Origin of the sequence: Sanguibacteroides justesenii, from assembly GCF_003204205.1 — a bacterium.
In the GTDB taxonomy this organism is placed as follows: Bacteria; Bacteroidota; Bacteroidia; order Bacteroidales; family Marinifilaceae; genus Gabonibacter; species Gabonibacter massiliensis.
The window spans coordinates 564,624-586,288 of sequence record NZ_QJPL01000001.1 but is presented as its reverse complement, the minus strand read 5'-3'; the positions used below and the strand labels follow the sequence as shown (position 1 = coordinate 586,288).

General features: G+C 41.1%; 20 protein-coding genes. 12 read left to right on the top strand and 8 right to left on the bottom strand.

From position 1 onward, the window contains the following. Positions 1-2: 2 nt before the first annotated feature. Genes xpt through DMB45_RS02625 form a run of 3 tightly spaced genes read left to right on the top strand, consistent with a single transcriptional unit; the run spans position 3 to position 3,080 of the window. Entirely contained in the window at positions 3-572 is a 570-nt protein-coding gene (gene xpt / locus DMB45_RS02635) for a xanthine phosphoribosyltransferase (protein ID WP_041503615.1), read from the top strand. A 20-nt stretch (positions 573-592) separates the two neighbouring features. Then, positions 593-1,921, top strand: a complete 1,329-nt coding sequence (locus DMB45_RS02630; RefSeq protein WP_041503616.1) for a nucleobase:cation symporter-2 family protein — start codon at positions 593-595, stop codon at positions 1,919-1,921. A gap of 4 nt (positions 1,922-1,925) precedes the next feature. Further along, entirely contained in the window at positions 1,926-3,080 is a 1,155-nt protein-coding gene (locus DMB45_RS02625; protein WP_041503617.1) for a M20 metallopeptidase family protein, read from the top strand. Between the two features lie 10 nt (positions 3,081-3,090). On the opposite strand, the gene DMB45_RS02620 is transcribed toward DMB45_RS02625, so the two are convergent. Continuing rightward, positions 3,091-4,014 (bottom strand): hydrogen peroxide-inducible genes activator, encoded by a 924-nt coding sequence (locus DMB45_RS02620; protein WP_041503618.1) that lies wholly within the window; start codon positions 4,012-4,014, stop codon positions 3,091-3,093. Between the two features lie 125 nt (positions 4,015-4,139). Between DMB45_RS02620 and ahpC the strand changes: the two genes are divergently transcribed. The 3 genes from ahpC (at position 4,140) to DMB45_RS02605 (ending at position 7,311) form a co-directional block, all read left to right on the top strand. Continuing rightward, positions 4,140-4,703, top strand: a complete 564-nt coding sequence (gene ahpC / locus DMB45_RS02615) for an alkyl hydroperoxide reductase subunit C (protein WP_041503619.1) — start codon at positions 4,140-4,142, stop codon at positions 4,701-4,703. Between the two features lie 86 nt (positions 4,704-4,789). Beyond that, the gene (gene ahpF / locus DMB45_RS02610; RefSeq protein ID WP_041503620.1) at positions 4,790-6,340 is read left to right on the top strand and encodes an alkyl hydroperoxide reductase subunit F; all 1,551 of its coding nucleotides are present in this window, start codon (positions 4,790-4,792) and stop codon (positions 6,338-6,340) included. Between the two features lie 158 nt (positions 6,341-6,498). After that, the gene (locus DMB45_RS02605) at positions 6,499-7,311 is read left to right on the top strand and encodes a M48 family metallopeptidase (RefSeq protein WP_041503621.1); all 813 of its coding nucleotides are present in this window, start codon (positions 6,499-6,501) and stop codon (positions 7,309-7,311) included. 96 nt (positions 7,312-7,407) lie between these two features. Here the strand turns inward: DMB45_RS02605 and buk are convergent, their stop codons facing one another. From buk to DMB45_RS02585, 4 genes are all read right to left on the bottom strand, one after another. Continuing rightward, the gene (gene buk / locus DMB45_RS02600; protein WP_041503622.1) at positions 7,408-8,481 is read right to left on the bottom strand and encodes a butyrate kinase; all 1,074 of its coding nucleotides are present in this window, start codon (positions 8,479-8,481) and stop codon (positions 7,408-7,410) included. A 114-nt stretch (positions 8,482-8,595) separates the two neighbouring features. Further along, the gene (locus tag DMB45_RS02595; RefSeq protein WP_082032903.1) at positions 8,596-9,717 is read right to left on the bottom strand and encodes a glycerate kinase; all 1,122 of its coding nucleotides are present in this window, start codon (positions 9,715-9,717) and stop codon (positions 8,596-8,598) included. Further along, positions 9,650-11,056: a serine hydrolase domain-containing protein gene (locus DMB45_RS02590; protein WP_110688400.1), complete on the bottom strand. Its 1,407-nt coding sequence runs from the start codon at positions 11,054-11,056 to the stop codon at positions 9,650-9,652. The genes DMB45_RS02595 and DMB45_RS02590 overlap by 68 nt, the downstream gene beginning before the upstream one ends. A gap of 118 nt (positions 11,057-11,174) precedes the next feature. Then, on the bottom strand, positions 11,175-11,963 hold the full coding sequence (locus DMB45_RS02585) for an aminotransferase class IV (RefSeq protein ID WP_052634657.1): 789 nt from the start codon (positions 11,961-11,963) through the stop codon (positions 11,175-11,177). Positions 11,964-12,094: 131 nt separating this feature from the next. Here DMB45_RS02585 and DMB45_RS02580 point away from each other — a divergent pair, with 131 nt between their 5' ends. The 6 genes from DMB45_RS02580 to DMB45_RS02555 are packed head-to-tail and all read left to right on the top strand — an operon-like array spanning position 12,095 to position 17,739. Then, on the top strand, positions 12,095-12,580 hold the full coding sequence (locus DMB45_RS02580) for a hypothetical protein (RefSeq protein ID WP_041503624.1): 486 nt from the start codon (positions 12,095-12,097) through the stop codon (positions 12,578-12,580). Further along, positions 12,577-13,407 carry a Rossmann-like and DUF2520 domain-containing protein gene (locus DMB45_RS02575; protein ID WP_041503625.1) on the top strand — a complete coding sequence of 277 codons (831 nt, stop codon included), beginning with the start codon at positions 12,577-12,579 and terminating at the stop codon, positions 13,405-13,407. The genes DMB45_RS02580 and DMB45_RS02575 overlap by 4 nt, the downstream gene beginning before the upstream one ends. A gap of 12 nt (positions 13,408-13,419) precedes the next feature. After that, a complete protein-coding gene (locus DMB45_RS02570) occupies positions 13,420-13,947 on the top strand; it encodes a KdsC family phosphatase (RefSeq protein WP_041503626.1) in 528 nt (175 codons plus the stop codon). A 54-nt stretch (positions 13,948-14,001) separates the two neighbouring features. Then, entirely contained in the window at positions 14,002-14,946 is a 945-nt protein-coding gene (locus DMB45_RS02565; RefSeq protein WP_041503627.1) for a geranylgeranylglycerol-phosphate geranylgeranyltransferase, read from the top strand. Positions 14,947-14,948: 2 nt separating this feature from the next. After that, the gene (locus DMB45_RS02560) at positions 14,949-15,530 is read left to right on the top strand and encodes a Maf family nucleotide pyrophosphatase (RefSeq protein ID WP_041503628.1); all 582 of its coding nucleotides are present in this window, start codon (positions 14,949-14,951) and stop codon (positions 15,528-15,530) included. Positions 15,531-15,561: 31 nt separating this feature from the next. Next, positions 15,562-17,739, top strand: a complete 2,178-nt coding sequence (locus DMB45_RS02555) for a S46 family peptidase (protein ID WP_041503629.1) — start codon at positions 15,562-15,564, stop codon at positions 17,737-17,739. A 29-nt stretch (positions 17,740-17,768) separates the two neighbouring features. Here the strand turns inward: DMB45_RS02555 and DMB45_RS02550 are convergent, their stop codons facing one another. From DMB45_RS02550 to DMB45_RS02540, 3 genes are all read right to left on the bottom strand, one after another. Continuing rightward, positions 17,769-18,425 (bottom strand): superoxide dismutase, encoded by a 657-nt coding sequence (locus DMB45_RS02550; RefSeq protein ID WP_082027475.1) that lies wholly within the window; start codon positions 18,423-18,425, stop codon positions 17,769-17,771. Positions 18,426-18,563: 138 nt separating this feature from the next. Then, positions 18,564-19,256 (bottom strand): hypothetical protein, encoded by a 693-nt coding sequence (locus DMB45_RS02545; protein WP_041503630.1) that lies wholly within the window; start codon positions 19,254-19,256, stop codon positions 18,564-18,566. Between the two features lie 14 nt (positions 19,257-19,270). Further along, entirely contained in the window at positions 19,271-21,406 is a 2,136-nt protein-coding gene (locus DMB45_RS02540; protein ID WP_041503631.1) for a TonB-dependent receptor, read from the bottom strand. Between the last annotated feature and the right edge of the window lie 259 nt (positions 21,407-21,665).

The following is a 21,665-nucleotide window of genomic DNA, read 5'->3' as shown; positions in this document are numbered from 1 at the left end:
CTATGGAGTTACTAAAAAGAAGGATTCTGCAGGATGGTAGATGTTTTGAAGGAGGTATCTTAAAAGTGGATAGTTTTATAAATCATCAAATGGATCCCATCTTGATGAAATCTATCGGGGTTGAGTTTGTTCGTCGGTTTGCCAACCTGAATTTCAACAAGGTAATGACGATTGAAGCCAGCGGAATAGCTCCGGCAATCATGGTCGGGTATCTATTAGAGCTACCGGTCGTATTCGCTAAGAAAAAGCAGCCCAAAACGATGGAAAATACGATTTCGACAACGGTTCGTTCCTTTACGAAAGACAGGGAGTATAACGTGTGTATCAGTAGAGATTTTTTAGGTAAAGGAGACCGGATTCTTTTTATCGACGATTTTTTAGCCAATGGCAATGCCGCTAACGGTATCATTGATTTGATAGAGCAAGCTGGAGCAGAGTTAGTCGGGATGGGATTTATCATAGAGAAGGCATTTCAGCACGGGGGAGATTTGTTAAGAAATAGGAATATCCTTGTTGAATCCTTGGCGATCATCGATAGTTTGGATAACTGCCGGATTGAAATACGGGAATAAATACGGTAATTAGAGGAGGTATGGACATGGAAAACAAGCAGGAGCGTTCAGCCTTGATCTATGGAATTGAGGATCGGCCGCCTTTTAAAGAGGCTTTTTTTGCCGCATTACAGCATTTATTGGCTATTTTTGTCGCCATAGTGACACCACCCCTTATAATAGCCGGGGCGTTGAATTTGGATGTGGAAACTACTGCATTTTTAGTCTCCATGGCTCTTTTTGCATCAGGAATATCCACATTTATTCAATGCAAACGAATAGGTTGTATAGGAACGGGGTTGCTGTGTATACAAGGAACGAGTTTTTCTTTTATCGGTCCGATTATCTCTACCGGATTAACGGGAGGATTGCCTTTGATCTTCGGGGTTTGTATGGCTGGTTCTTTTGTCGAGATGTTGATTAGTCGGCTATTGAAATATGCCAGAAAGATAATTACTCCCCTTGTCTCCGGAATAGTTGTTACATTGATCGGCATGAGTTTGATTAAAGTGGGGATTACGGCTTGTGGTGGAGGGGCTTTGGCTAAAGCCGACGGAACATTTGGTAGTTTCGAGCATTTGGAACTGGCGGCCTTTGTTCTGGTATTGATTATTTTCTTTAACCGGAGCGGGAATAAATACCTTCGGATGAGTTCTATCGTTATCGGTTTGGGTGCCGGGTATGTTGTAGCTTATTTTATGGGGATGATTGATTTTTCTTCTGTCCGGAATTACGGTGGTGTCCATATTCCCCTTCCCTTCAAGTACGGATTATCTTTCGAGTGGTCTTCCTTTATTGCTGTAGGACTAATTTATACTATTACCGCTATCGAGGCATACGGAGACATCACGGCTAATTCCATGATATCCGGAGAACCCGTGGAGGGAGACAAGTTTATAAGACGGGTTTCCGGAGGTATTATGGCCGATGGATTTAATTCTTTCATGGCAAGCGTATTCAATTCTTTTCCTAATTCAATATTTGCTCAAAACAACGGAATGATACAATTGACGGGAGTTGCCAGTCGCTATGTAGGGTATTATATTGCTGCCTTTTTAATACTTCTGGGACTTTTTCCGGCCGTAGGGTTGGTATTTTCCTTGATGCCGGAACCGGTTTTAGGAGGAGCTACTTTATTGATGTTCGGAACGGTGGCCGCGGCCGGCATACGAATTATAGCTTCTCAGAATATCGATCGCAAAGCGACCTTGGTAATGGCTCTCAGTTTTTCTTTAGGATTGAGTGTGGAGTTGCTTCCTGAAATTTTAATGTATTTTCCGGACACGATAAAGAACATTTTTTCTTCCGGAATTACGGCCGGAGGGGTGACAGCTATTGTATCAAACGCGTTGATTCGAATTAAAGAATGATAAAATGAAGACAGAAGATATTTATTCGTTGGCCATAGAGTACAGGCGTTATTTCCACCGGCATCCGGAATTTGCCATGCAGGAATTCAATACGCAAAAATATATAACAGGGATACTGGAGGATCATCATATTGACTATCAGGAGATCGGTACGGGTATTATTGCTTATGTGGGCAGAGGGAAGCGTTGTGTTGCCCTACGGGCCGATATGGATGCGTTGAAGATAGAAGAAGAGACCGGATTGGAATATTGTTCTGAAAAGGAGGGAATGATGCATGCTTGCGGACATGATATGCATATGGCCATGGTTTTGGGGGCTCTCCTTTTTTTGAAAAGGAGAGAGAAAGAGTTGAACGGGACGGTTAAAATACTTTTTCAGCCGAGCGAAGAGAAACGGCCGGGAGGAGCTCGTTTGCTTTTACCGGAAGTCGTAAAGGACCCTGTGCCGCAGGCGATTTTTGCTCAACATATTTTTCCGGGATTGAAAACCGGTCGTATCGGTATACGTGCCGGAGCTTTTTTTGCTTCTTCGGATAATATTATTTTTTCAGTGGAAGGCAAGGGAACGCATGCTGCCATGCCGCAAATGGGATCGGATCCGATACTGGCCGTTGCTCATCTGATACAGTTTTATCAAACTTTAATAACTAAATTCAGGAATCCCTTTATTCCGGCGGTTCTTTCAATTACCTCTGTTCACGGTGGAACCTGTAATAATGTCATTCCGGACCGGGTCGATGTTTTGGGAACCGTTCGCACGCACGATAACGTTTTACGCCATCGAATCTTCGAGTTGATAGAAGAAAAGTCCCGTGCTATCTGCGGACTTTACGGGTGTTCTTTTAGAATGGATAATACTTGGAATGGACTTCCCGTACTCGTGAATGACGAACAGCTTACCCGTTTGCTCCGGAAAAATGCTTCCGATCTTGTCGGTTCAGAGAATGTAATCGAGATGGATCCCCTGACATTGGGAGAGGATTTCGCTATCTATTTGGAAAAAATACCGGGCGTGTTATGGGTATTGGGTGTTTGCCCGGAAGATTCCGAATCTATGCCGCCCTTGCATAGCCCCCGGTTAGCCCCCGATGAAAAAGCAATATCCATAGGAATAGACTTGCTGGTCAAGAATTGTTTGACCTTTCTGAATAACCGATAAACTTTGAGAGTTACAACTTTATGGAGAATTTTTTTAATCGGTCGTCAAGCATAGACGAAGGAATGATTTTTTTCACCGTGTCCGCAACGGCATTTATCATTCTTTCTTTAACGTAATCTTTCCGTATGATAATTGAGATTTCCCTCACGGCAGGAGGAGATGCGATGGATCTGATATTTTTTTTCTGTTCTTCCGTCAAAAACGGCAGGTGTAATTCCGGAATCAAGGTATACCCGCCGTTTTTATCTACGATCCGGATTAATGTGTCTATACTTCCTGCTTCGTAAATGTGGTTGTAACTGGCCGTTTGAGAACATAGATTAAAAATTTGATTCCGGATGCAATGGCCTTCTTGTAGCACCCAAAGATTTTCTCCCGGCAAATTTTCCGCTGTTAGAACCTGATCTTTTTGTTGATTTTCCGGGGCGAAATAAGCCACGAACTGTTCATAATAGAGCGGTATCTCATAAAAATCAGGTCTATTCAATGGAGTAGAAGCAATAACGATATCTATCAATCCGTCGTGAAGATGGTGAACGAGATTATCGGTTCTCATCTCCGAGATAGAGAGGTCTACTGTCGGGTATTCGAGTTTAAAAAAAGTAATAAATTCAGGAACAAGATAAGGGGCAACTGTTGGAATAATGCCTATCTGCAAATTTCCGGAAAGAGATTCGGTCTCGGCAATGACCATCTCTTTGATTTTTCGGATTTCGAATAGAGAAGCTTCGGCCTGCCTGATGATCCGTAGCCCCATATTAGTTGGTTCTATGGGATGCTTGGTCCTGTCGAATATTTTAATCTCCAACTCCTCTTCCAACTTCTGAATCATCATACTCAGGGTCGGTTGGGTTACTCCGCATTTTTCCGAAGCTGTCACAAAATGACGGTATTTATTGACCGCCACAATGTATTCCATCTGTTGTATTGTCATTGTATATAGATTTTATAGATACAAATATAAATAATATCTGTTTGATTGATGAAAATATTCAGAATATTTTTGTATCGAACTAATAAGAACAGATAGATAAACAGTATAAATTAAAAATGAAGATTATGTCACTAATTGGAAAAGAGATTGTAGATTTTAAGGTTCAAGCCTATGTAAATAAAGAGTTTAAAACAATCGGTAAAGCGGATGTCCTGGGCAAGTGGTCCGTGATTTTCTTTTATCCGGCCGATTTTACATTCGTGTGTCCTACGGAATTAGAGGATTTGGCGAATAAATATGAAGATTTTAAACAGGCAGGTTGTGAAATTTATTCCGTATCCTGTGATACTCATTTTGTTCATAAAGCATGGCATGACACCTCAAAAACCATTCAGAAAATACAATATCCCATGTTGGCTGATCCGACAGGAATGCTTGCCCGCAGTTTTGATGTTATGATCGAGAGCGACGGAATGGCAGAGAGGGGTACTTTTATCGTCAATCCGGAGGGGAAAATCGTTTCTTACGAGGTATTGGCCGGTAATGTGGGACGTAATGCGGAAGAATTGTTCCGTCGTCTTCAGGCTCTTCAATTTGTCGCGGCACATGGGGATGAAGTTTGTCCTGCCAAGTGGAAAAAAGGAGAAGAAACGTTGAAACCGAGTATTGACTTGGTCGGAAAGATTTAAGATAAATTGAGAGGAAAACGGGGTCGGGAAACTTTATCTCGACCCTATTTCTTCGTCAGGAAACCACTAAAAACAAATAAAACAAGATGTTAGATTCTGAATTAAAAGAACAATTATATACAATATTTAGCCCGTTGGAGGCAGAATACCTTTTCGATATTTCTGTTTCGCCGGAACATGGAAGTCGTGCGGAATTATTGGAACTATTGGAAGACGTATCTTCCTGTTCCGAGAAAATTTCCTGTCGAGTAGGAGAGGGAGAAGGTTTATCCTTTGTTTTACTGAAAAACGGCAAAATGACCGGTATAAAATTCAGGGCGGTTCCTAACGGACACGAGTTTTCTTCTTTATTGCTGGCGATATTGAATTTGGACGGAAAAGGGAAAAATTTTCCGGATAAAGGAATATGTGACCGTGTAAAAGTTTTAAAAGGTCCCATACATTTGACGACTTATGTCTCTTTAACCTGTACCAATTGCCCCGATATCGTACAGGCATTGAATGCAATGACCACGTTAAACGGTGCGATTCGACATGAAATGGTGGATGGAGCTATTTATCCCCAAGAGATAGATGCATTGAGGATTCAGGGAGTTCCTGCCGTTTTTGCGGACGGGCAGTTATTGCATGTCGGAAGGGGTGATTTCGGGACTTTATTGGATAAATTGGAAGTTCGGTACGGGAAAATCGAAAACGTTCGGGAGATACCTGCTAAAGAATACGACGTTGTAGTTGTTGGAGGAGGACCGGCCGGATGTTCTGCCGCCATTTATTCGGCTCGTAAAGGATTGAGTGTCGCGGTCATCGCTGAAAGGATAGGGGGGCAGGTGAAAGAAACTGTAGGGATAGAGAATTTAATATCCATTCCCGAAACCACGGGAGATCGGTTAGCCGATAATTTGAGGACTCATATGAATCGTTATCCTATCGATTTGTTCGAGCATAGAAAAATAGAGAAAATAGAGATACAAGAAAGTAAAAGACAATTAACGGTATCCGGTGGGGAAAAATTCATGGCGGATGCAGTTATTATTGCCACGGGAGCAAGTTGGCGTAAATTGAATGTACCGGGAGAAGAAGAGTACATTGGACGCGGCGTAGCGTTTTGCCCGCATTGTGACGGTCCTTTTTATAAAGGAAAACGAGTGGCGGTTGTCGGGGGAGGAAATTCGGGGATCGAAGCTGCAATAGACCTGGCTGGAATCTGCTCGAACGTGATTGTATTTGAATTTCTGGATGAATTGAAAGCCGATAAGGTATTACAAGAGAAGGCTAAAAGTATGCCTAATATCGATATTTTCACCGGTTCTCAAACCACGGAGGTGATTGGAAATGGAGAGAAGGTGACTGGGATTCGCGTAAAAGATCATCGAACGGGGGAAGAACGTATCGTTGAATTGGATGGTATCTTTGTGCAGATCGGTTTAGCTCCCAATACGCTCCCGTTTAGGGAATATTTGGATACGAACCGCGGAGGCGAGATTGTCATAGATAGTTATTGCCGGACGAATGTTCCAGGAGTTTATGCCGCAGGAGATGTATCTTCCGTGCCTTTCAAGCAAATTATCATTGCGATGGGTGAGGGAGCAAAAGCTGCTCTTACGGCCTTTGAAGATCGTATACGGGGAGTCGTCTGATCAAAACAGAGAGAAAGACTCTTACAAAAGATTCCTCGGAACCAAAGATTTCCGAGGAATTTTATGACTTGCAGAAAGTCTAAAAAAGTCGCTTAACTGTTATCTGGTATGGATTTTTTTTATTTTATTTGCCGCGTAATTTTTTATGCTAAAATATGATGATAAGATTCTTTGTGAAATGTGCGGTTGTACTCATGTGTACAACATTCGTGATGCCTGTAATGGCGCAGTTGAAACTTAAAAAAGCAGTGAGCGGGGCATCGAAAGCGGTGCAGGCGGTTACGCTGACTGACGAACAAATGGCCGCGTATGTAAAGGAGTATATCGATTGGATGGATAAGCACAATCAGGTATGTGCCGATGATGATCCTTATACTATTCGACTGAAGAAACTGACGGAAGGATTGAAGGAGGTGGAGGGTATTCCTTTGAATTTTAAAGTGTACTATGTGATTGACGTTAACGCTTTTGCTTGTGCGGATGGTAGCGTACGCGTCTTTTCTTCGTTAATGGATATTATGAGTGACGAGGAGTTGTTGGGTGTGATTGGACACGAGGTGGGACATGTGGCCCATAAGGACTCGAAGAAAGCTTTTCGTACGGCATTGTTGACTTCCGCTTTAAAAGACGGAGTGTCGTCTCAAGGCGGAAAAGTTGCCGCATTGACCGATTCGCAGTTAGGTGATCTCGGTGAAGCTTTGGTGCAAGCCAATTACTCGCAAAAACAGGAACGCGATGCGGATGATTACGGTTATGAATTTTTGAAGAAGGCCGGGAAAAATCCATGGGCGATGGCTCTTTCGTTTCATAGATTGAAACAAATGCAGGAAGAGGCTGGAGCGAAAAAAAACAGTAAACTGAACCAGTTATTTTCTACTCATCCCGATTTGGATTCACGCATAAAGCGTATGGAAGAACGCGCAACGACTGAAGGTATTCAGAAGCCTGTCGATACGACTGAAAATAAATAAATGAATGAATCGATAAAAAATGAGAAGCGCTTTGCTGCGCTTCTCATTTTTTTTATACTGACATTTAGAGCCTTTTCCCCTTTTAAAGACCGACTCTTATTGGTAGATTTTTCCGGTAAGTTCTCCGCGGATAACCATCAGGCCATTCATGGCCAAAGCACGCATTTCGTCTTCTCCGGGGTATACCTTTAGCGGGGCGATGAATTCGACCATCTCTTTTACATAAGCAACCAGGAAGGGGTTATGTGCGATTCCTCCGGTTAACAGAATGCCATCCACGTCACCTTTCAAAACGGCAGCCATCTCTCCAATAGCTTTACCCACCTGATATGACATTGCGTCCTGAACCAGTTTCCATTGCGGGTCTTCTTTCGCTTTCAGCTCTACTTCATAAGCATCGTTAGTTCCTAAATAAGCTACTAATCCGCCTTCACCTTTGATCATCTTTTTTATCTCGGCTTGAGTCTTTTCTCCGCTGAAGCACATTTTTATCAATTGTCCGGTAGGCAAGGTACCGGAACGTTCAGGAGAAAACGGTCCGTCTCCGTCCAAAGCGTTGTTTACGTCAATTACTCGTCCCCGTCTATGTGCTCCGACGGAAACGCCTCCTCCCAAATGGGCAATAATCAGATTGATATCTTCGTATTTTTTCCCAATCTCTTTGGCATAAGTTCTTGCAATTGCTTTTTGATTCAATGCATGGAAAATGGAGACTCTTCGGAATGCGGGATGTCCGGTGAGACGGGCAACTTCTTCCATTTCATCCACAACGACCGGATCCGCGATATAGGCTTTGGCTCCGTTATTTAAAGAGCGGGCGATATCGTGAGCAATCAATCCGCCCAGGTTGGATGCATGTTCTCCGAGAGGAGGGTTGTTTAAATCGGTTATAAGGGCATCGTTTACTTCATACACTCCCGATTCTATAGGCTTAACCAATCCTCCCCGGCCAACGATTGCATGGATCTCGTTGATATCGAACCCGGCATTTTTCAATTCGGTTAAAATGATCTCTTTTCTGAATTGGAATTGAGAAGCAACGGTCTCAAAACGGGCGATTTCTTCGGATGAATGCTTGATATTTTTCACGAATAGCTCATTCTCATCCTCGTAAATAGCAATTTTCGTGGAAGTTGACCCCGGATTAATCGCAAGAATTTTATAAGACATAAATTATAAGTTTTTGTTATTAGATAATTATTTATGATTGTCTGTTTTGAAGCTGCAAAATTTATAAATTGTAAGCAAATGTCAAAGGAAAAGTGATAATTTATTTTGCAGAGGTTACATGGAATAGATGGAAGCGTAAAATACATCCGAGATTTCCTGGGCAATGATTTTTAGATATTCTTTTGCATTTATGATAGAGTCCTCCACGGAAGAAGCATGAGATAGCAATGTGAAGACCTGGTCGAAAGAGGAGAGAAGTCGATGGTCTGTCATTCCGGCAATAGCATATACCGTTTTATGATTTTCACGACATAGGTCGGAAATGGATCCGGGAATTTTTCCGTGCAGAGATTGTACGTCTATTTTACCTTCTCCTGTTATTACTGCTTGGACAGAAGAGAGATAATCCCTTAGTCGAGCAAGTTCTATACAAAAAGTGGAACCGGATACTAATTTAGCATTCAACAAAGAACAAAAAGACAAAGCAATCCCTCCGGCAGCACCTCCGTGTTTCAGGGTATGTAACGACTTCCGGGTTTTGGATTCTAACAAGCAGGTCAGATTATGAAGCTTTTCATTCAATAAAATGACCTGTTCCGAAGACGCCCCTTTTTGGGGACCGAACATGAAAGCAGCTCCCTGTTCTCCTGTTATCGGATTATCCACATCACATAAGACGGTACACTCTATATCCTTAAATCTATTTTGTATATAATCGGTATGAATGTCCTTCATATCAATAATATCGTTCCTGTATGTATCTGATTTTTTTTCTATGGACAAACCTATTTCCCGTAAAGCTCCCATTCCTCCGTCCACACTGGCACTTCCTCCTATACAAAGAATTAATTTTTTAAAACCGCACTCTATTGCGTTACGGATCATTATTCCGAACCCCGCCGTATTCGTATTTAAAATATCGTATTCTTCTCTTTTCAAGTGTTTTATCCCGCAACTTTCGGCTAACTCGATGATAGCAGTATCTCCGTCAACGTAGTAAATAGCTTTCCGGGTTCGTCCCAACGCGTCACATGTCACGGTTTCTATGGGCCGAGCTTTATAATAATAAGCTAATACGGCGGCAGTTCCATCTCCTCCGTCCCCCATGGGTAGAGATATCGTTTCAATTCCGTTTCTCTTTAGAGATGTTGAAAGGATATGACACGCTTCAAAAGCTGAGAGACTTCCCTTGAAGGCGTTGGGTGCTAAGAGAATTTTTGGAGGAAAGGGGTTCATGAGCGGGTTCGTTTGCTAATAATTCTTGAGAGTTTTCTATCGTTTTACAATATTCCGAATCAAAAAGATCCCGTTCGGGCCAGGATTTTACCCGGTTTAGAGCCTGATGCATCATCCGTTCTATTTTGTTCGGGAATTTACTTCCGGTCCAACTGCTTGTATTCGTAATGAAAACCCAACTGAAACCGTCTTTTTGATGTTTCATCATAGCACTCGTTCCGGCTAAGGTCCCTGACCTCCACCAATCACCTCTGGAATTCGTGTTCATCCAGCCGATCGGCAGGGCATTGTAAATATTGGCCGTCATCGTCTTGACGCTTTCGGGAGTTAATACATCGGGATAATTGTCATTTCCGTCTATCGCGGACAGGAATCGTAGTAACTCGGTCGGAGAAGCTACCCATCCTCCGGCGCCGTAAAGTTCTTCGATATTATTTCCCCCGTTGGATCGAAGTACCAATGTATCCCTTCCATCGCATGCCCGTACTAATTCGGCGTTGGTGGGTTCGTAGTATTTTACTTCGTTCGGGTAGCGCCTTTCGCGTAAATTGTTACCCAGGTGCATATCGAAACAGCCGGCAGGGATCAGTATGCTGTCCTGAATGTATTTTTCATAAGATTGTCCGCTTATCTTTTCAATTACTTTGGAAAGAATCCCGTATCCTACATTCGAGTAGCAAGTACTGGTCCCCGGACGGAATCCTAAACGCTTTGATAATACAAACCTGATTATCGTATTCAAATCGGCAGGAGGGGGAACGCCCATTTTTTTAGCAATTTCTACCGGATGAAACATGGGATCTCCGTACCTTAAAGAGAATCCTCCTTTGTGTCGCAGCAACTGTTCTACCGTTATCTCCTTCACCCGCTTGTCCCTGATCGCTTGGTATACGGTATCGTTCAATATTCCGTTTTCTCCGAAAACTTTATCTTCTAAGGATAATTTATCACTTTCTACCAGCTTCATAATACCGGTTGCCGTAATTAATTTAGAAATAGAAGCGATTCTAAAGATATGACTCACATCAACCTTGGTCTGAGATTCCTCGTCGGCATACCCGTATCCCTTGCTGTAAATCAATTTTCCATCCTTCATTATAGCCAAAGAGGCTCCTTTTATTTCCCATTGATTCATAAATCGTTCGATAGTTGCATCTAAACGTTTTGTTTCGGATAAATCGGAATAATAATTATGAATGATATCGTGAATAGGTATAAGGGTATCTTCCATAGGCCGCTCTTCTGTCGTTTCCATCATATCGGCCTGAGTACGGTTGATATTCCAAGGCCTGAACAAAAGAACACCTGATAAAATGATCAAACTTATAATATATTTCATAGGCTCTGTTTCGTAATAAAAAAACGCATTGTATTTCTTTAGATAACAGAAGTATACAATACGTTCGCAATATTAAGAAAAAGATATTCTTATTCAAAGTAAAGCATGTGAAATCAGGTTAAAAATTTAAAGTTAATAATGAAAAATAGCGTTCCATGACTTTTCTCAATAAGGGGTGTGCGGGATTGAAAAACAGGTGATCGATTTTACGTATCGGTAATACGAGAGGAGAAGTTCCTGTAATAAAAGCGGTGTCGTAGTTTTCCAAGTCCGCACAGGACACGCGTTTTTCCACGACAGGGAAATTTTCTTGCCGGCAAATCTCAAGTACCCGTTTTCTGCTTGTACCCGGTAAAACATAAGGTACAGGAGTTGTATAAAAAATGTTGTCGCGTATAAAAAATACGTTGGAACGAGATCCTTCCGTGATACATTCGTCCTGATCTATCAGTAAGATTTCGTAAACTCCATGCGAACGAATGAGTTCGTTGGTCGTTTCGCGCAAGTGAGGATTAATGTATTTTATTTCGGCGTTATCCCTCATGGCATGATAAGTAATCGTATCAACTCCCGAGCGATAAGCTTCTTCTGTAGGATAGGAGTGCCGGATCTGATATATGTATTCGTCAATCGCGTCGGAAGTGATGTGTAGGACATATTTAAGATTACCCTCTTTGATCCCTTCCAAACGAATTAAGTGGTCCAGTTTGTCTTTTATATGGAGCGCATGGATATCGATATTTACGTTCGATTTACGTATGGAATTCTCCAGTCTTAAGAGATTGTCTTCGAGAAAAATGACACTTCCTCTAAAAACCCTGCATACTTCGTAAAGGCTTAGTCCCGTGTTTAAAATATCCTCGGAAAACGACCGTTTCTCTATAGGAACGTTATTGTATAGCATCATATTCGTATTCATTTAACCTGACGCAAAGTTACAGGATAAAACGAATAAGTGATCGTTAAAGTTCTTAAACTTTATATTCTCTTGCATCCATTTTCAACTTTCAATTATTTGCCTTAATTTTGGCTGGAATTATGGAAACAAGCGAACAAATCAATCGGATAGAATATTTCTTGCGGAATGTCATGATAAAAGAGCTCTCGAAGGTAGTGGAACTTGAATTATCGTATATGCAGTTTGTTATTATGGGACAAGCTGTTGAGGTGCTGGGAAGTTTTTTGGATACGAAACCGATGAAGGCTAAAGGGCAGTCTGCTAAAAGATTTGCCTCCGGTGTTACAAAATTGTTCGGAGGACGCTACCGTTTGTTAAATGAGAATTATTACTTGTACGATAAACTACGCAACCAAATGACTCATACCTTTATTCCTGGGGGAGATTTACTGCTAATAAACCGGAATGAAAATAAAAATGGATATAAGCATTTGGAGGTTACGGAGGGAAAGTTGGTATTGATTTCTGAGTTTTTTTATGAAGATATTTGCAAAGCTGTCGATCGTCTTTGCGAGGCGTTGAAAACGGGGAAAATAAAACCGAAAAATATAGGATATCAGGAATGAGACAAGATAAAATCATATTAGTCGGGGCCGGTAACGTGGCACATCATTTAGCCGCCGCTTTATTGAAAGCGGGAGCTAATTTATGTCAGATATACAGCCGTACCATCGAATCCGCAAGAGAATTAGGTCGCAAAACAGGTATCTCTTATACATCTGATCTTTCACAAATTTATCCGGATGGGGATATATATTTTTTTTGTGTAAGTGACGACGTGTTACATCCTCTTTTGAAGTCAATTAGAATACATGATGATGCACTCTTACTGCATACGTCAGGAAGTCTTCCTATGGAGATTCTCAAACCTTTTTCGAAGCAATACGGGGTTATTTATCCTGTTCAGACTTTTTCTAAAGGAAGAGATTTGAATTTCAAGGAAATTCCCCTGTGTATAGAAGGGAATTCTCCTGTTGCAATGGAGAGAATAAGGGAGTTGGCAACTGATTTATCGGATAATATATATCCCGTCCATTCGGATCAGCGTAAAGAGCTACACTTGGCAGCCGTTTTTGCTTGTAATTTTCCTAATTACTTGTATCATATAGCTGAAAAAATGTTGGAAAATAGTGGGTTGCCTTTTTCGGTCTTACGGCCTTTGATCTTCGAAACGGCACACAAAGTCATGTTAATGACTCCTATGGAGGCTCAAACCGGACCGGCTAAACGGGGAGATGAATCTATCCTGAACGGGCATAAGAGTATGTTGAAAGAGAATAAAAATTTATTAAAGCTGTATGCTTTATTGTCGGAAATGATTAAAGAGAGTCAGACGAAAGAGGATAATCCGACGAAGCAAGATGAAATAGCGGATATGCCAACACTTTGGTAAAAAATGAATAATATGAATTTTTTTAAAGAAGAACTTAAAACGATAAAGGCATTTGCCTTTGATGTGGATGGTGTTTTTTCCCGTCACGAGATGAATATTACCCCTGAAGGGGAATTGGTAAGGACATCGTGTACAAAAGACGGCTATGCCATGATGTATTGTATCAAAAAAGGCTATCCGGTATGTATTATATCGGGAGGGTGCGCTCCCGGAATAAGGGAACGTTTTCAAAAACTGGGTATTCAGGATATTTATCTCGGTATCGCAAATAAGGTGGAGGCATTGGACGAATTTCTACAAAAGTATTGTTTGAAAAGGGAAGAGGTGATGTATATGGGGGATGATATACCGGATTACAACGTAATGACTCAAGTCGGTATACCTGTATGTCCCGCTGATGCCTGTGAAGAAATAAAGTCGATTTCCCGTTATATTTCCGATATCCCCGGGGGATTGGGTTGTGTGAGGGATGTAGTATCTCAAGTATTGAAGGCCAAAGGGGAGTGGATGGATACGCAATGTTATGTAAAGTGCATGTAATAAAATGGGCGAAAGTCAGTAACGATCTTAGCGTTTAACTACAAGAATTTATAGATGTTGGAAATTTTTAAATTAATCCGTTTACGAACAATTGCCTTTGCTGCTTTTACCATGTATGCAATGCGTTACTTCGTTATCGTACCGATCTTGGCGCGGGGAGGATTTTCCTTGCAGTTGTCGGATGGAGATTTTTCGTTCCTTGTAGTTTCTGTCTGTTGCCTTGTTTCAGCAGCGTACGTGATCAATGACTATTTTGACACGAAGACAGACCGACTTTCGGGAAACCGGGAGATTATTGTCGGAAAAACGATAAGCAGGCGTATGGCTATCATCTTGCATACTTTTTTAAATATAGTAGCCGTTGTCATTGCATTTTACATGGGAGAACGAGTCGGCCATTGGGAATTCGGGATTTTATTTTTGGCCGTTTCGCTTTTGCTTTGGTTCTACTCTTCACGCTATAAAAAACGTTTTGTTTGGGGAAATCTGATCGTGGCTTTTTTGGCCGGTTGCATTCCGTTGTCCGCGGTATTGTTTGAAATCCCTCTTTTGACTCATACTTATTCGGATGTTATCGCAAAAACGGGAATAAACTTCAATGCCGTATTGTATTGGACGGGATGGTTCTCTTATTTTCTTTTTTTCAACATGTGGATTTATGAAGTCAATAAAGATATATACAGTATAGAGGGAGACCGGGATGACGGAGTGATGACTTTTCCGGTAAAATTGGGAATCAGAAAGACTAAAATTTTTATCTCTATTCTCGTATGCTGGTGCATTGTATCCATGTTCGTACTTTATGCCATAGAATTTTCACATTCGTGGGTCGTATTAGGATATTTTGCAGTTGGTCTATTCATACCCTATTTGTTCTATGTCTATTCGGTTTTAAGGGATGATCGTAAAAAATTTCAATTCTATTTGATACGCCTTATTATGGTTCTGTGTGTGGGATTTAGCTTGTTGTTACAATACTTCTTTAATAGTGTAGCGTGAACATGGATATTATTAACAATTATAAATTGATTTTGGCGTCGTCTTCCCCCCGGAGACAGCAATTAATGAGGGATGCCGGATTCACGTTTGAGGTCCGGACGAAAAACATCGAAGAAAAATATCCGGAGGGTATACCTGTTACGCGGGTACCGGAATTTCTTTCCCGTTTGAAAGCGGAAGCTTTTCGACATGAATTGGAAAAGAATGAATTATTGGTTACTGCAGACACGGTGGTATGCCTCCATGACAAAATTATTGGTAAGCCTCAAAATCGGGATATGGCCATCCGTATGTTGAAGGAATTATCCGGACGTCGACACGTGGTTGTAACAGGTGTTACTTTGACCACGACGATGCGACAACACTCGTTCTCGGTTTTTACGAACGTCTATTTCAACACTCTATCGGATGAAGAGATCATATTTTACGTGGATACGTTTCAACCTTATGATAAGGCGGGAGCCTACGGTATTCAGGAGTGGATCGGGTATATCGGGATTGAGAGAGTAGAAGGATCGTTCTATAATGTAATGGGGTTACCTACGCAGAAGCTTTACGAGACCTTAAAGAATCTGGATTGGTAAATTCGATAAAAATCATTTTAAATCGTTATATATGAGAAAAATTACAGTATGTTTTTTGGCCTTTGTCCTATTGGCCCTGCCCAGTATGGCAGACGAGGGAATGTGGATTCCTATGTTATTAAAGAAGTATAATATCGAAGATATGCAAAAAGCCGGTTTTAAACTTACCGCGGAAGATATTTACGATATTAATCACGCCTCCTTGAAAGATGCAGTTATCGGTTTGGGGCGGGAAGATTCACCGTTCCATCACTTTTGTACGGGGGAAATAGTGAGTAACGAAGGACTCGTTATTACGAACCACCATTGCTCTTTTGGAATGATTCAGGCTCATTCCAGTCTGGAACACAATTACTTGAAAGATGGTTTTTGGGCGCAGGATAAAAAAGCGGAATTGGCCAATCCCAAGATTACGGCTTCTATCCTGGTGCGAATGGAAGACGTTACGGATAAAATCAATGCGGCCGTAAAACCCGGAATGACAGAAGAAGAGAGAATCGAAGCCGTTACGCAAACAGCCCGGAGATTAGAGTCGGAAGCGGTAAAAGGAACGAATTTGAAAGCTAATATTAAACCTTATTTCAACGGGAACCAATATTTTTTGTCGGTATTTAAAATCTATCGGGATGTACGCTTGGTGGGAGCTCCGGCTTCTGCAATAGGTAAGTTCGGAGGAGACACGGATAATTGGGTATGGCCTCGCCATACGGGGGATTTTTCCGTTTTACGGATATATGCCGGAAAAGACAACGAACCGGCCGATTATTCACAAGATAACATACCCTATACTCCGGCCAAATATTTTAAGATTTCAACAGGAGGAGTAAAGGAAGGTGATTTTACCATGGTTTTCGGTTATCCGGGAACTACGCAGGAATACTTAACCTCGTATGCTATCGAACAGATCGCAAACATAGAAGATCCTCATAAAATAAAAATCCGGACGGCGAAATTGAATGTCATTAATGCCGCTATGAATTCGGATGAATTATTACGTATTAAATATGCCGCCAAAGCCGCGAATGTGGCTAATGCCTGGAAAAAGTGGCAGGGTGAGATTAAAGGACTGGAACGTTTCAAAACGGCAGAACAAAAGAAAAAATTGGAACAGCTATTCGATCGATGGGCGCGTGGCGAACAGAAAACGCAATATATCGGATTAACAGACCGCTACCGCGATCTGTACGAGAGAAGAAAGGATTTTGCATTAGCCGGAGCCTATGCCATGGAAGCCGGTTTGCGCGGTGCCGAAATCGTTGGTTTGGCATCCTCTTTATCCAAACTCTTTGATCTTTATGATAAAATTGACGACAAAGAGGAGTATAAAAAATTACTTACGGAAAAGATTGAGGCGTTTTATAAAGATTATGATGTGGCTACCGATCAGAAAATCATGGCAGAGATGCTTCGGTTGTATAATAATGAGGAGTTGGGAGAGGAGTGGATCCCTGGCATGGTCAAATTAAATTCCAAATATATCAAACACGGAGAGAAGAGTTACGATCATTATGCGGCGGATATCTTTAAAAAATCCTTATTCACGCATCGGGAGGCTCTTCTTGATTTTGTAAAACATGTGACGCCTAAGGGTTTGCAGAAAATTAAGAAAGATCCGATATATCAATTCATGAACGGGATTCAGGAGTTGGTCAAAGAAAAGATAAAACCGGAATTAACCCGGATACAGAATGAATTAATAACGCTGGATCGCTTATGGATGGCCGGTTTAATGGAGATGCAACCGGATAAAACGTTTTATCCGGATGCCAATTCAACTTTGCGAATCGCTTATGGTAAGGTTGCAGGGTATACGCCGGGAGATGCCGTGTATTATAAGCATTATACGACTTTAGAGGGAATTATGGAAAAAAACAATCCCGCAATCTATGATTACGATGTTCCTCAGAAATTAAAAGAGTTGTACGAATCCAAAGATTACGGTTCGTATGCTCAGGATGGAGAGATGCCGGTTTGCTTTATTGCAACCAATCATACGACAGGTGGAAATTCCGGAAGCCCCGTGTTGAACGCGGATGGAAATCTGATCGGTCTGAATTTCGACAGGGCTTGGGAAGGGGTAATGTCCGATATGCAATACAGTCCGGAAATATGCCGAAATATTGCGGTAGATATACGTTATGTATTATTTATTATCGATAAGTACGCGGGAGCTAAACATCTGATCGAAGAGATGGAGATTGTACCCTAAAAAAAATCGGGAGATATTCTCCCGATTTTTTATTTTAACCGCTGATTGACAACGTTCCAATCAATGATATTCCAAAAATTTTCTATGTACTTCGGACGGGCGTTTTGAGTGTCCAAATAGTAAGCGTGTTCCCATACGTCTATGGTTAAGATCGGTTTTTTACCGCGTTTCAACGGATTGTCCGCATTTCCGGTTTGTTCGATTTCGAGTTTTCCTTCTTTCGTAAGTATCACCCAAGCCCATCCGGAACCAAATAAGGTCGTGGCGGCTTTTGTGAATGCTTCTTTAAAAGCTTCGAAGCTACCGAAAGATTTATCAATCAACTCTTTTATTTTTCCGGTTGGAACCACTTTGGCCGAATCGTAAGGTTTGAATGCCTCAAAATAAAACGCGTGATTATAAGATTGGGCGGCGTTGTTAAATAAACCGCCTTCCGATTTCATCACGATCCCTTCTAAACACATGTTTTCGTATTCGGTACCGGCAATCAGATTGTTCATATTATTGATGTAAGTAGCCATGTGTTTTCCGTAATGGAATTGAATGGTTTTCTCGCTGATATAAGGCTCCAAACCGTTTTCTTTATAAGGAAGAGGGGGTAATTTGAATTTTTTGTCCTCACCTCTGGCATTTATTACGTTCGATGAAATCAACACATCTAACTCTTTAAATTCTTCTGTTTTCATAATGTATCTTTTTTAATTTGACAGGCTACTGTTATACGTCCGATTCCAAACGAAAGTTGCAATTCAAGCCTTATAAAGTTATACAATTTAAATCTTTTTTTGCCAAATTAGTATCATATATTTGCAATATAATCATTTTTAGAGGGAAACGGATTCCATTACGACACCGATCTCTAAGTCTTCTGTCTTTGATTTAACTTCGTTAAAGATCTGTTTCAGCTGATTGACCACGGCCTGTTGGGCTTGTTCCGGCATAAATTGCCACTGGTCTTTCAGAAGCGTTGCGGCCAACGTGGGAAATAATTGATCTAACATACCGGATACATAGGGTGTATTTAAAAAGCCTTTCAGATAGCTCCAGTTCAAATAGGCCGTCAACTGGTTGTTGATAATTTTATAATCGAAAGAGAGTTGAGGAATATTCAATTCTTTTCCGGTAATCTCTTTTAAACTCTCTTTATCCAATAAGATACCCAACTTGGTTCCTTGAGTTTCATAAGTGGCTTTTAATGTCTTTTGTGTCTGGTCTTTAAATTTCATATTGATATTCATTTCCGATTCGGAAACAAATTGTATACCGACAAAATATTCTCCCATTTTAGTTCCTGCCATGGACTTGAACATCGTCGTTAACTCTTCGGGTTTAAATTGAAGTGTTTGTCCTCCCCAATTCACATCTATGTTTTCCTCGCTATATTCGAACACGAAATAAGGAGCTTTGTAAGCCCATGTTCCTTGCAAAAAGGGTTCCGGTTCTTTGTTGTCATTGCAAGAAACGATAACGAATAACAGGGATAATATCGAAATGATAGAAGTCAATTTGTTTTTCATGATGATTGTTTTATTTAAATTTTAAACGTAATGGAAGCTCCGAATCTTGAAGGGGCTCCGGATTGCCCTGAATGGCGATAAGCGGGTAAATTGGCTCCTACCGGACTGGTAAACATATAGCTGAAAAACGCTTTGTTCAATATGTTTTTTCCCCATATTCTGAAGTCAATGTACTTCCCTGATATACCCCAATCCATGTTCCAGAGGAAATAAGGATTCTGCTTCAAGCGATTTGCTTCGTCAAAATATTGTGTCCCGAAACCGGTTACCGAAGTAGAAGCTGTCAAAGTATTAAAACAGAAAAATTTTATGCGTTTATAGTAAGAGAATCCCGTATTCATCGTGAAGTCGGGGGCCATAACGATTTTATTTCCTTCATACTCTTTGTTCAGGTGATGGTAATACTCCGAATCGCTGTATCCTGCAGATAAGAAATAGGTTAGGCGAGACACAAATTCCCATTTCATATCCATTTCGCCTCCTATGCTTCGGGCATCTCCGGCGTTCTTGATACTTGGTCCCATCATGCCCATGACGAATATCTGCTGATCCTTCCAATCGATATAAAAAAGAGAAGCGTTCAGGTTGAATTTACTGTTTCGGCTAAAATATTTTACTCCCGTCTCGTAATTCCACAGGCTCTCTTTATCATAGCCCAACTTGACTATTTGAGACGTCATTTCATTAGAAATAATATTATAACCTCCCGCTTTATAGCCTTTGGATACACTCGCGTAAACGGACAATTGGTCGCTCCACCTCTGTAAAATAGAAAATTGGGGTAACCACTCCTTGTAATCTTTGGACTCTTTCCAATCATGATAACCGGTAAATTTTTGCTCTCCGTGATAGAGTAGACTGTCGCGATACGACAGTTTTACCTTTTCATAGTCGTATCTCAATCCGATGGTGAGCATTAGTCCGGGAAGTAAATCTTTTACGGTAATCTGACCGTATCCGGCAGCTCCCCAGGTTTTTGTACTGTTATAATACAAAGCCTTGTCCAAATCAATCGGAAGCAACAATTGCCGGTCTTCTCCGAATAATGCCAAATAATTATTCGTTAAGTCTTTGTAAAAACCGAAAGTCCCGACAGTCCAATCTATGCGTTTTGCCTGAGTCGATTGATAATTGATCTCTTGCGTAATCAGATTTTGTTTAGAGCTTTTTTCATTCTGAAAAACATCATAACGAGTGAAATCGGCATCTAATAGCTGCTTGTCTTCCGACCAGGAGTAAGAAGTCACCCACAGGAAAGACGTTCGTTCGAAATTTCTTTTCAGGTTAACGTAAGTAGATACCAGATCTCTTTCATAGGAAGAGGTCGCGTTGTAATTCACGGTATAGCGATGTCGTTTTAACGAATCGATCGCGTGGTAGGCGTATCCGTCGTCGAAGCTATGGTTGTAATTCATACCCAAAGCTATCTTCCAGGTGTTGTTCGTATGTACTAATCCCTGATAACGCAGATTATAAGAGTCGGATTGATTAGGCTTACCTCCCGTATACCTGTTTTTAAAGTATCCGTCCGTGCGGTTATAAGTAAAAGACAGCTTGTTATAAATAACGTTACGGAGAGGCAGATTCGTTAATATCATGTAGTTTTGTGAATTATAACTGGCCACTCCGGCTTTCGCTTCCATGGAAAAAACATTTGAAGGTATATTGGTTGTGATATTGATCAATCCGATAATACTGTTTCTTCCGTAAAGTGTTGTTTGCGGTCCCCGTAAAACCTCAATCTGTTTGACATCGTACAGATCAAAAATAAAAGCATTTTTATCGAAAACGGGAACTCCGTCCACGTATAACCCGACAGGAGGAGTACCGGAAACGGTACCTATTCCGCGTATATACAAGGGGGTTGATAATTTGAGACCGTCCTCCTGTATGTAAAAGTTGGGAACGATTCCCGATAGATTCCTTAAATCCAGATTATTTTCGTTCGGCAGGTTCTTCCCCGTGATGACAGTTAAGGCTATGGGAATACTGTTTATAGGCAATATCCTTTTCTCGGCAGATACGACGACCTCTTTTAATTGTTCAATTATGCTGTAAGTTGAATCTTGCTCGCGAATGGCCGTACTGCTTTGCCCTTTTAGGGCTTTGGATAGGATGCAAAATAGTATTATACAAATAGTTATTCGCATTATAATAAATTTTAGTAAGGTAAATCAGTTCAAAGTGCATTACAAACGGATGTCGTAATAGCGGAAAGCGAAAAAGCTAATTAAGCAGCAGGAGGGGCTCGAAGGGTTTTACTCGACGAAAGAGGATCTTTGTAATTTATGATGTAGGGTAAAACTTTTTTCTTTAAAACTAAAAATTCTGCCGCCTCCGGCTCCTTATGAATCGTATTTTTTATAAAATCTACTATTTTACACGCGGATAATGTCTCGAAAGTCCCTT

Excerpts from the sequence above, each read along its gene's own strand:
- xpt (WP_041503615.1), top strand. The coding sequence starts at position 3 with ATGGAGTTACTAAAAAGAAGGATTCTGCAGGATGGTAGATGTTTTGAA.
- DMB45_RS02630 (WP_041503616.1), top strand. The coding sequence starts at position 593 with ATGGACATGGAAAACAAGCAGGAGCGTTCAGCCTTGATCTATGGAATT.
- DMB45_RS02625 (WP_041503617.1), top strand. The coding sequence starts at position 1,926 with ATGAAGACAGAAGATATTTATTCGTTGGCCATAGAGTACAGGCGTTAT.
- DMB45_RS02620 (WP_041503618.1), bottom strand. The coding sequence starts at position 4,014 with ATGACAATACAACAGATGGAATACATTGTGGCGGTCAATAAATACCGT.
- ahpC (WP_041503619.1), top strand. The coding sequence starts at position 4,140 with ATGTCACTAATTGGAAAAGAGATTGTAGATTTTAAGGTTCAAGCCTAT.
- ahpF (WP_041503620.1), top strand. The coding sequence starts at position 4,790 with ATGTTAGATTCTGAATTAAAAGAACAATTATATACAATATTTAGCCCG.
- DMB45_RS02605 (WP_041503621.1), top strand. The coding sequence starts at position 6,499 with ATGATAAGATTCTTTGTGAAATGTGCGGTTGTACTCATGTGTACAACA.
- buk (WP_041503622.1), bottom strand. The coding sequence starts at position 8,481 with ATGTCTTATAAAATTCTTGCGATTAATCCGGGGTCAACTTCCACGAAA.
- DMB45_RS02595 (WP_082032903.1), bottom strand. The coding sequence starts at position 9,717 with ATGAACCCCTTTCCTCCAAAAATTCTCTTAGCACCCAACGCCTTCAAG.
- DMB45_RS02590 (WP_110688400.1), bottom strand. The coding sequence starts at position 11,056 with ATGAAATATATTATAAGTTTGATCATTTTATCAGGTGTTCTTTTGTTC.
- DMB45_RS02585 (WP_052634657.1), bottom strand. The coding sequence starts at position 11,963 with ATGATGCTATACAATAACGTTCCTATAGAGAAACGGTCGTTTTCCGAG.
- DMB45_RS02580 (WP_041503624.1), top strand. The coding sequence starts at position 12,095 with ATGGAAACAAGCGAACAAATCAATCGGATAGAATATTTCTTGCGGAAT.
- DMB45_RS02575 (WP_041503625.1), top strand. The coding sequence starts at position 12,577 with ATGAGACAAGATAAAATCATATTAGTCGGGGCCGGTAACGTGGCACAT.
- DMB45_RS02570 (WP_041503626.1), top strand. The coding sequence starts at position 13,420 with ATGAATTTTTTTAAAGAAGAACTTAAAACGATAAAGGCATTTGCCTTT.
- DMB45_RS02565 (WP_041503627.1), top strand. The coding sequence starts at position 14,002 with ATGTTGGAAATTTTTAAATTAATCCGTTTACGAACAATTGCCTTTGCT.
- DMB45_RS02560 (WP_041503628.1), top strand. The coding sequence starts at position 14,949 with ATGGATATTATTAACAATTATAAATTGATTTTGGCGTCGTCTTCCCCC.
- DMB45_RS02555 (WP_041503629.1), top strand. The coding sequence starts at position 15,562 with ATGAGAAAAATTACAGTATGTTTTTTGGCCTTTGTCCTATTGGCCCTG.
- DMB45_RS02550 (WP_082027475.1), bottom strand. The coding sequence starts at position 18,425 with ATGAAAACAGAAGAATTTAAAGAGTTAGATGTGTTGATTTCATCGAAC.
- DMB45_RS02545 (WP_041503630.1), bottom strand. The coding sequence starts at position 19,256 with ATGAAAAACAAATTGACTTCTATCATTTCGATATTATCCCTGTTATTC.
- DMB45_RS02540 (WP_041503631.1), bottom strand. The coding sequence starts at position 21,406 with ATGCGAATAACTATTTGTATAATACTATTTTGCATCCTATCCAAAGCC.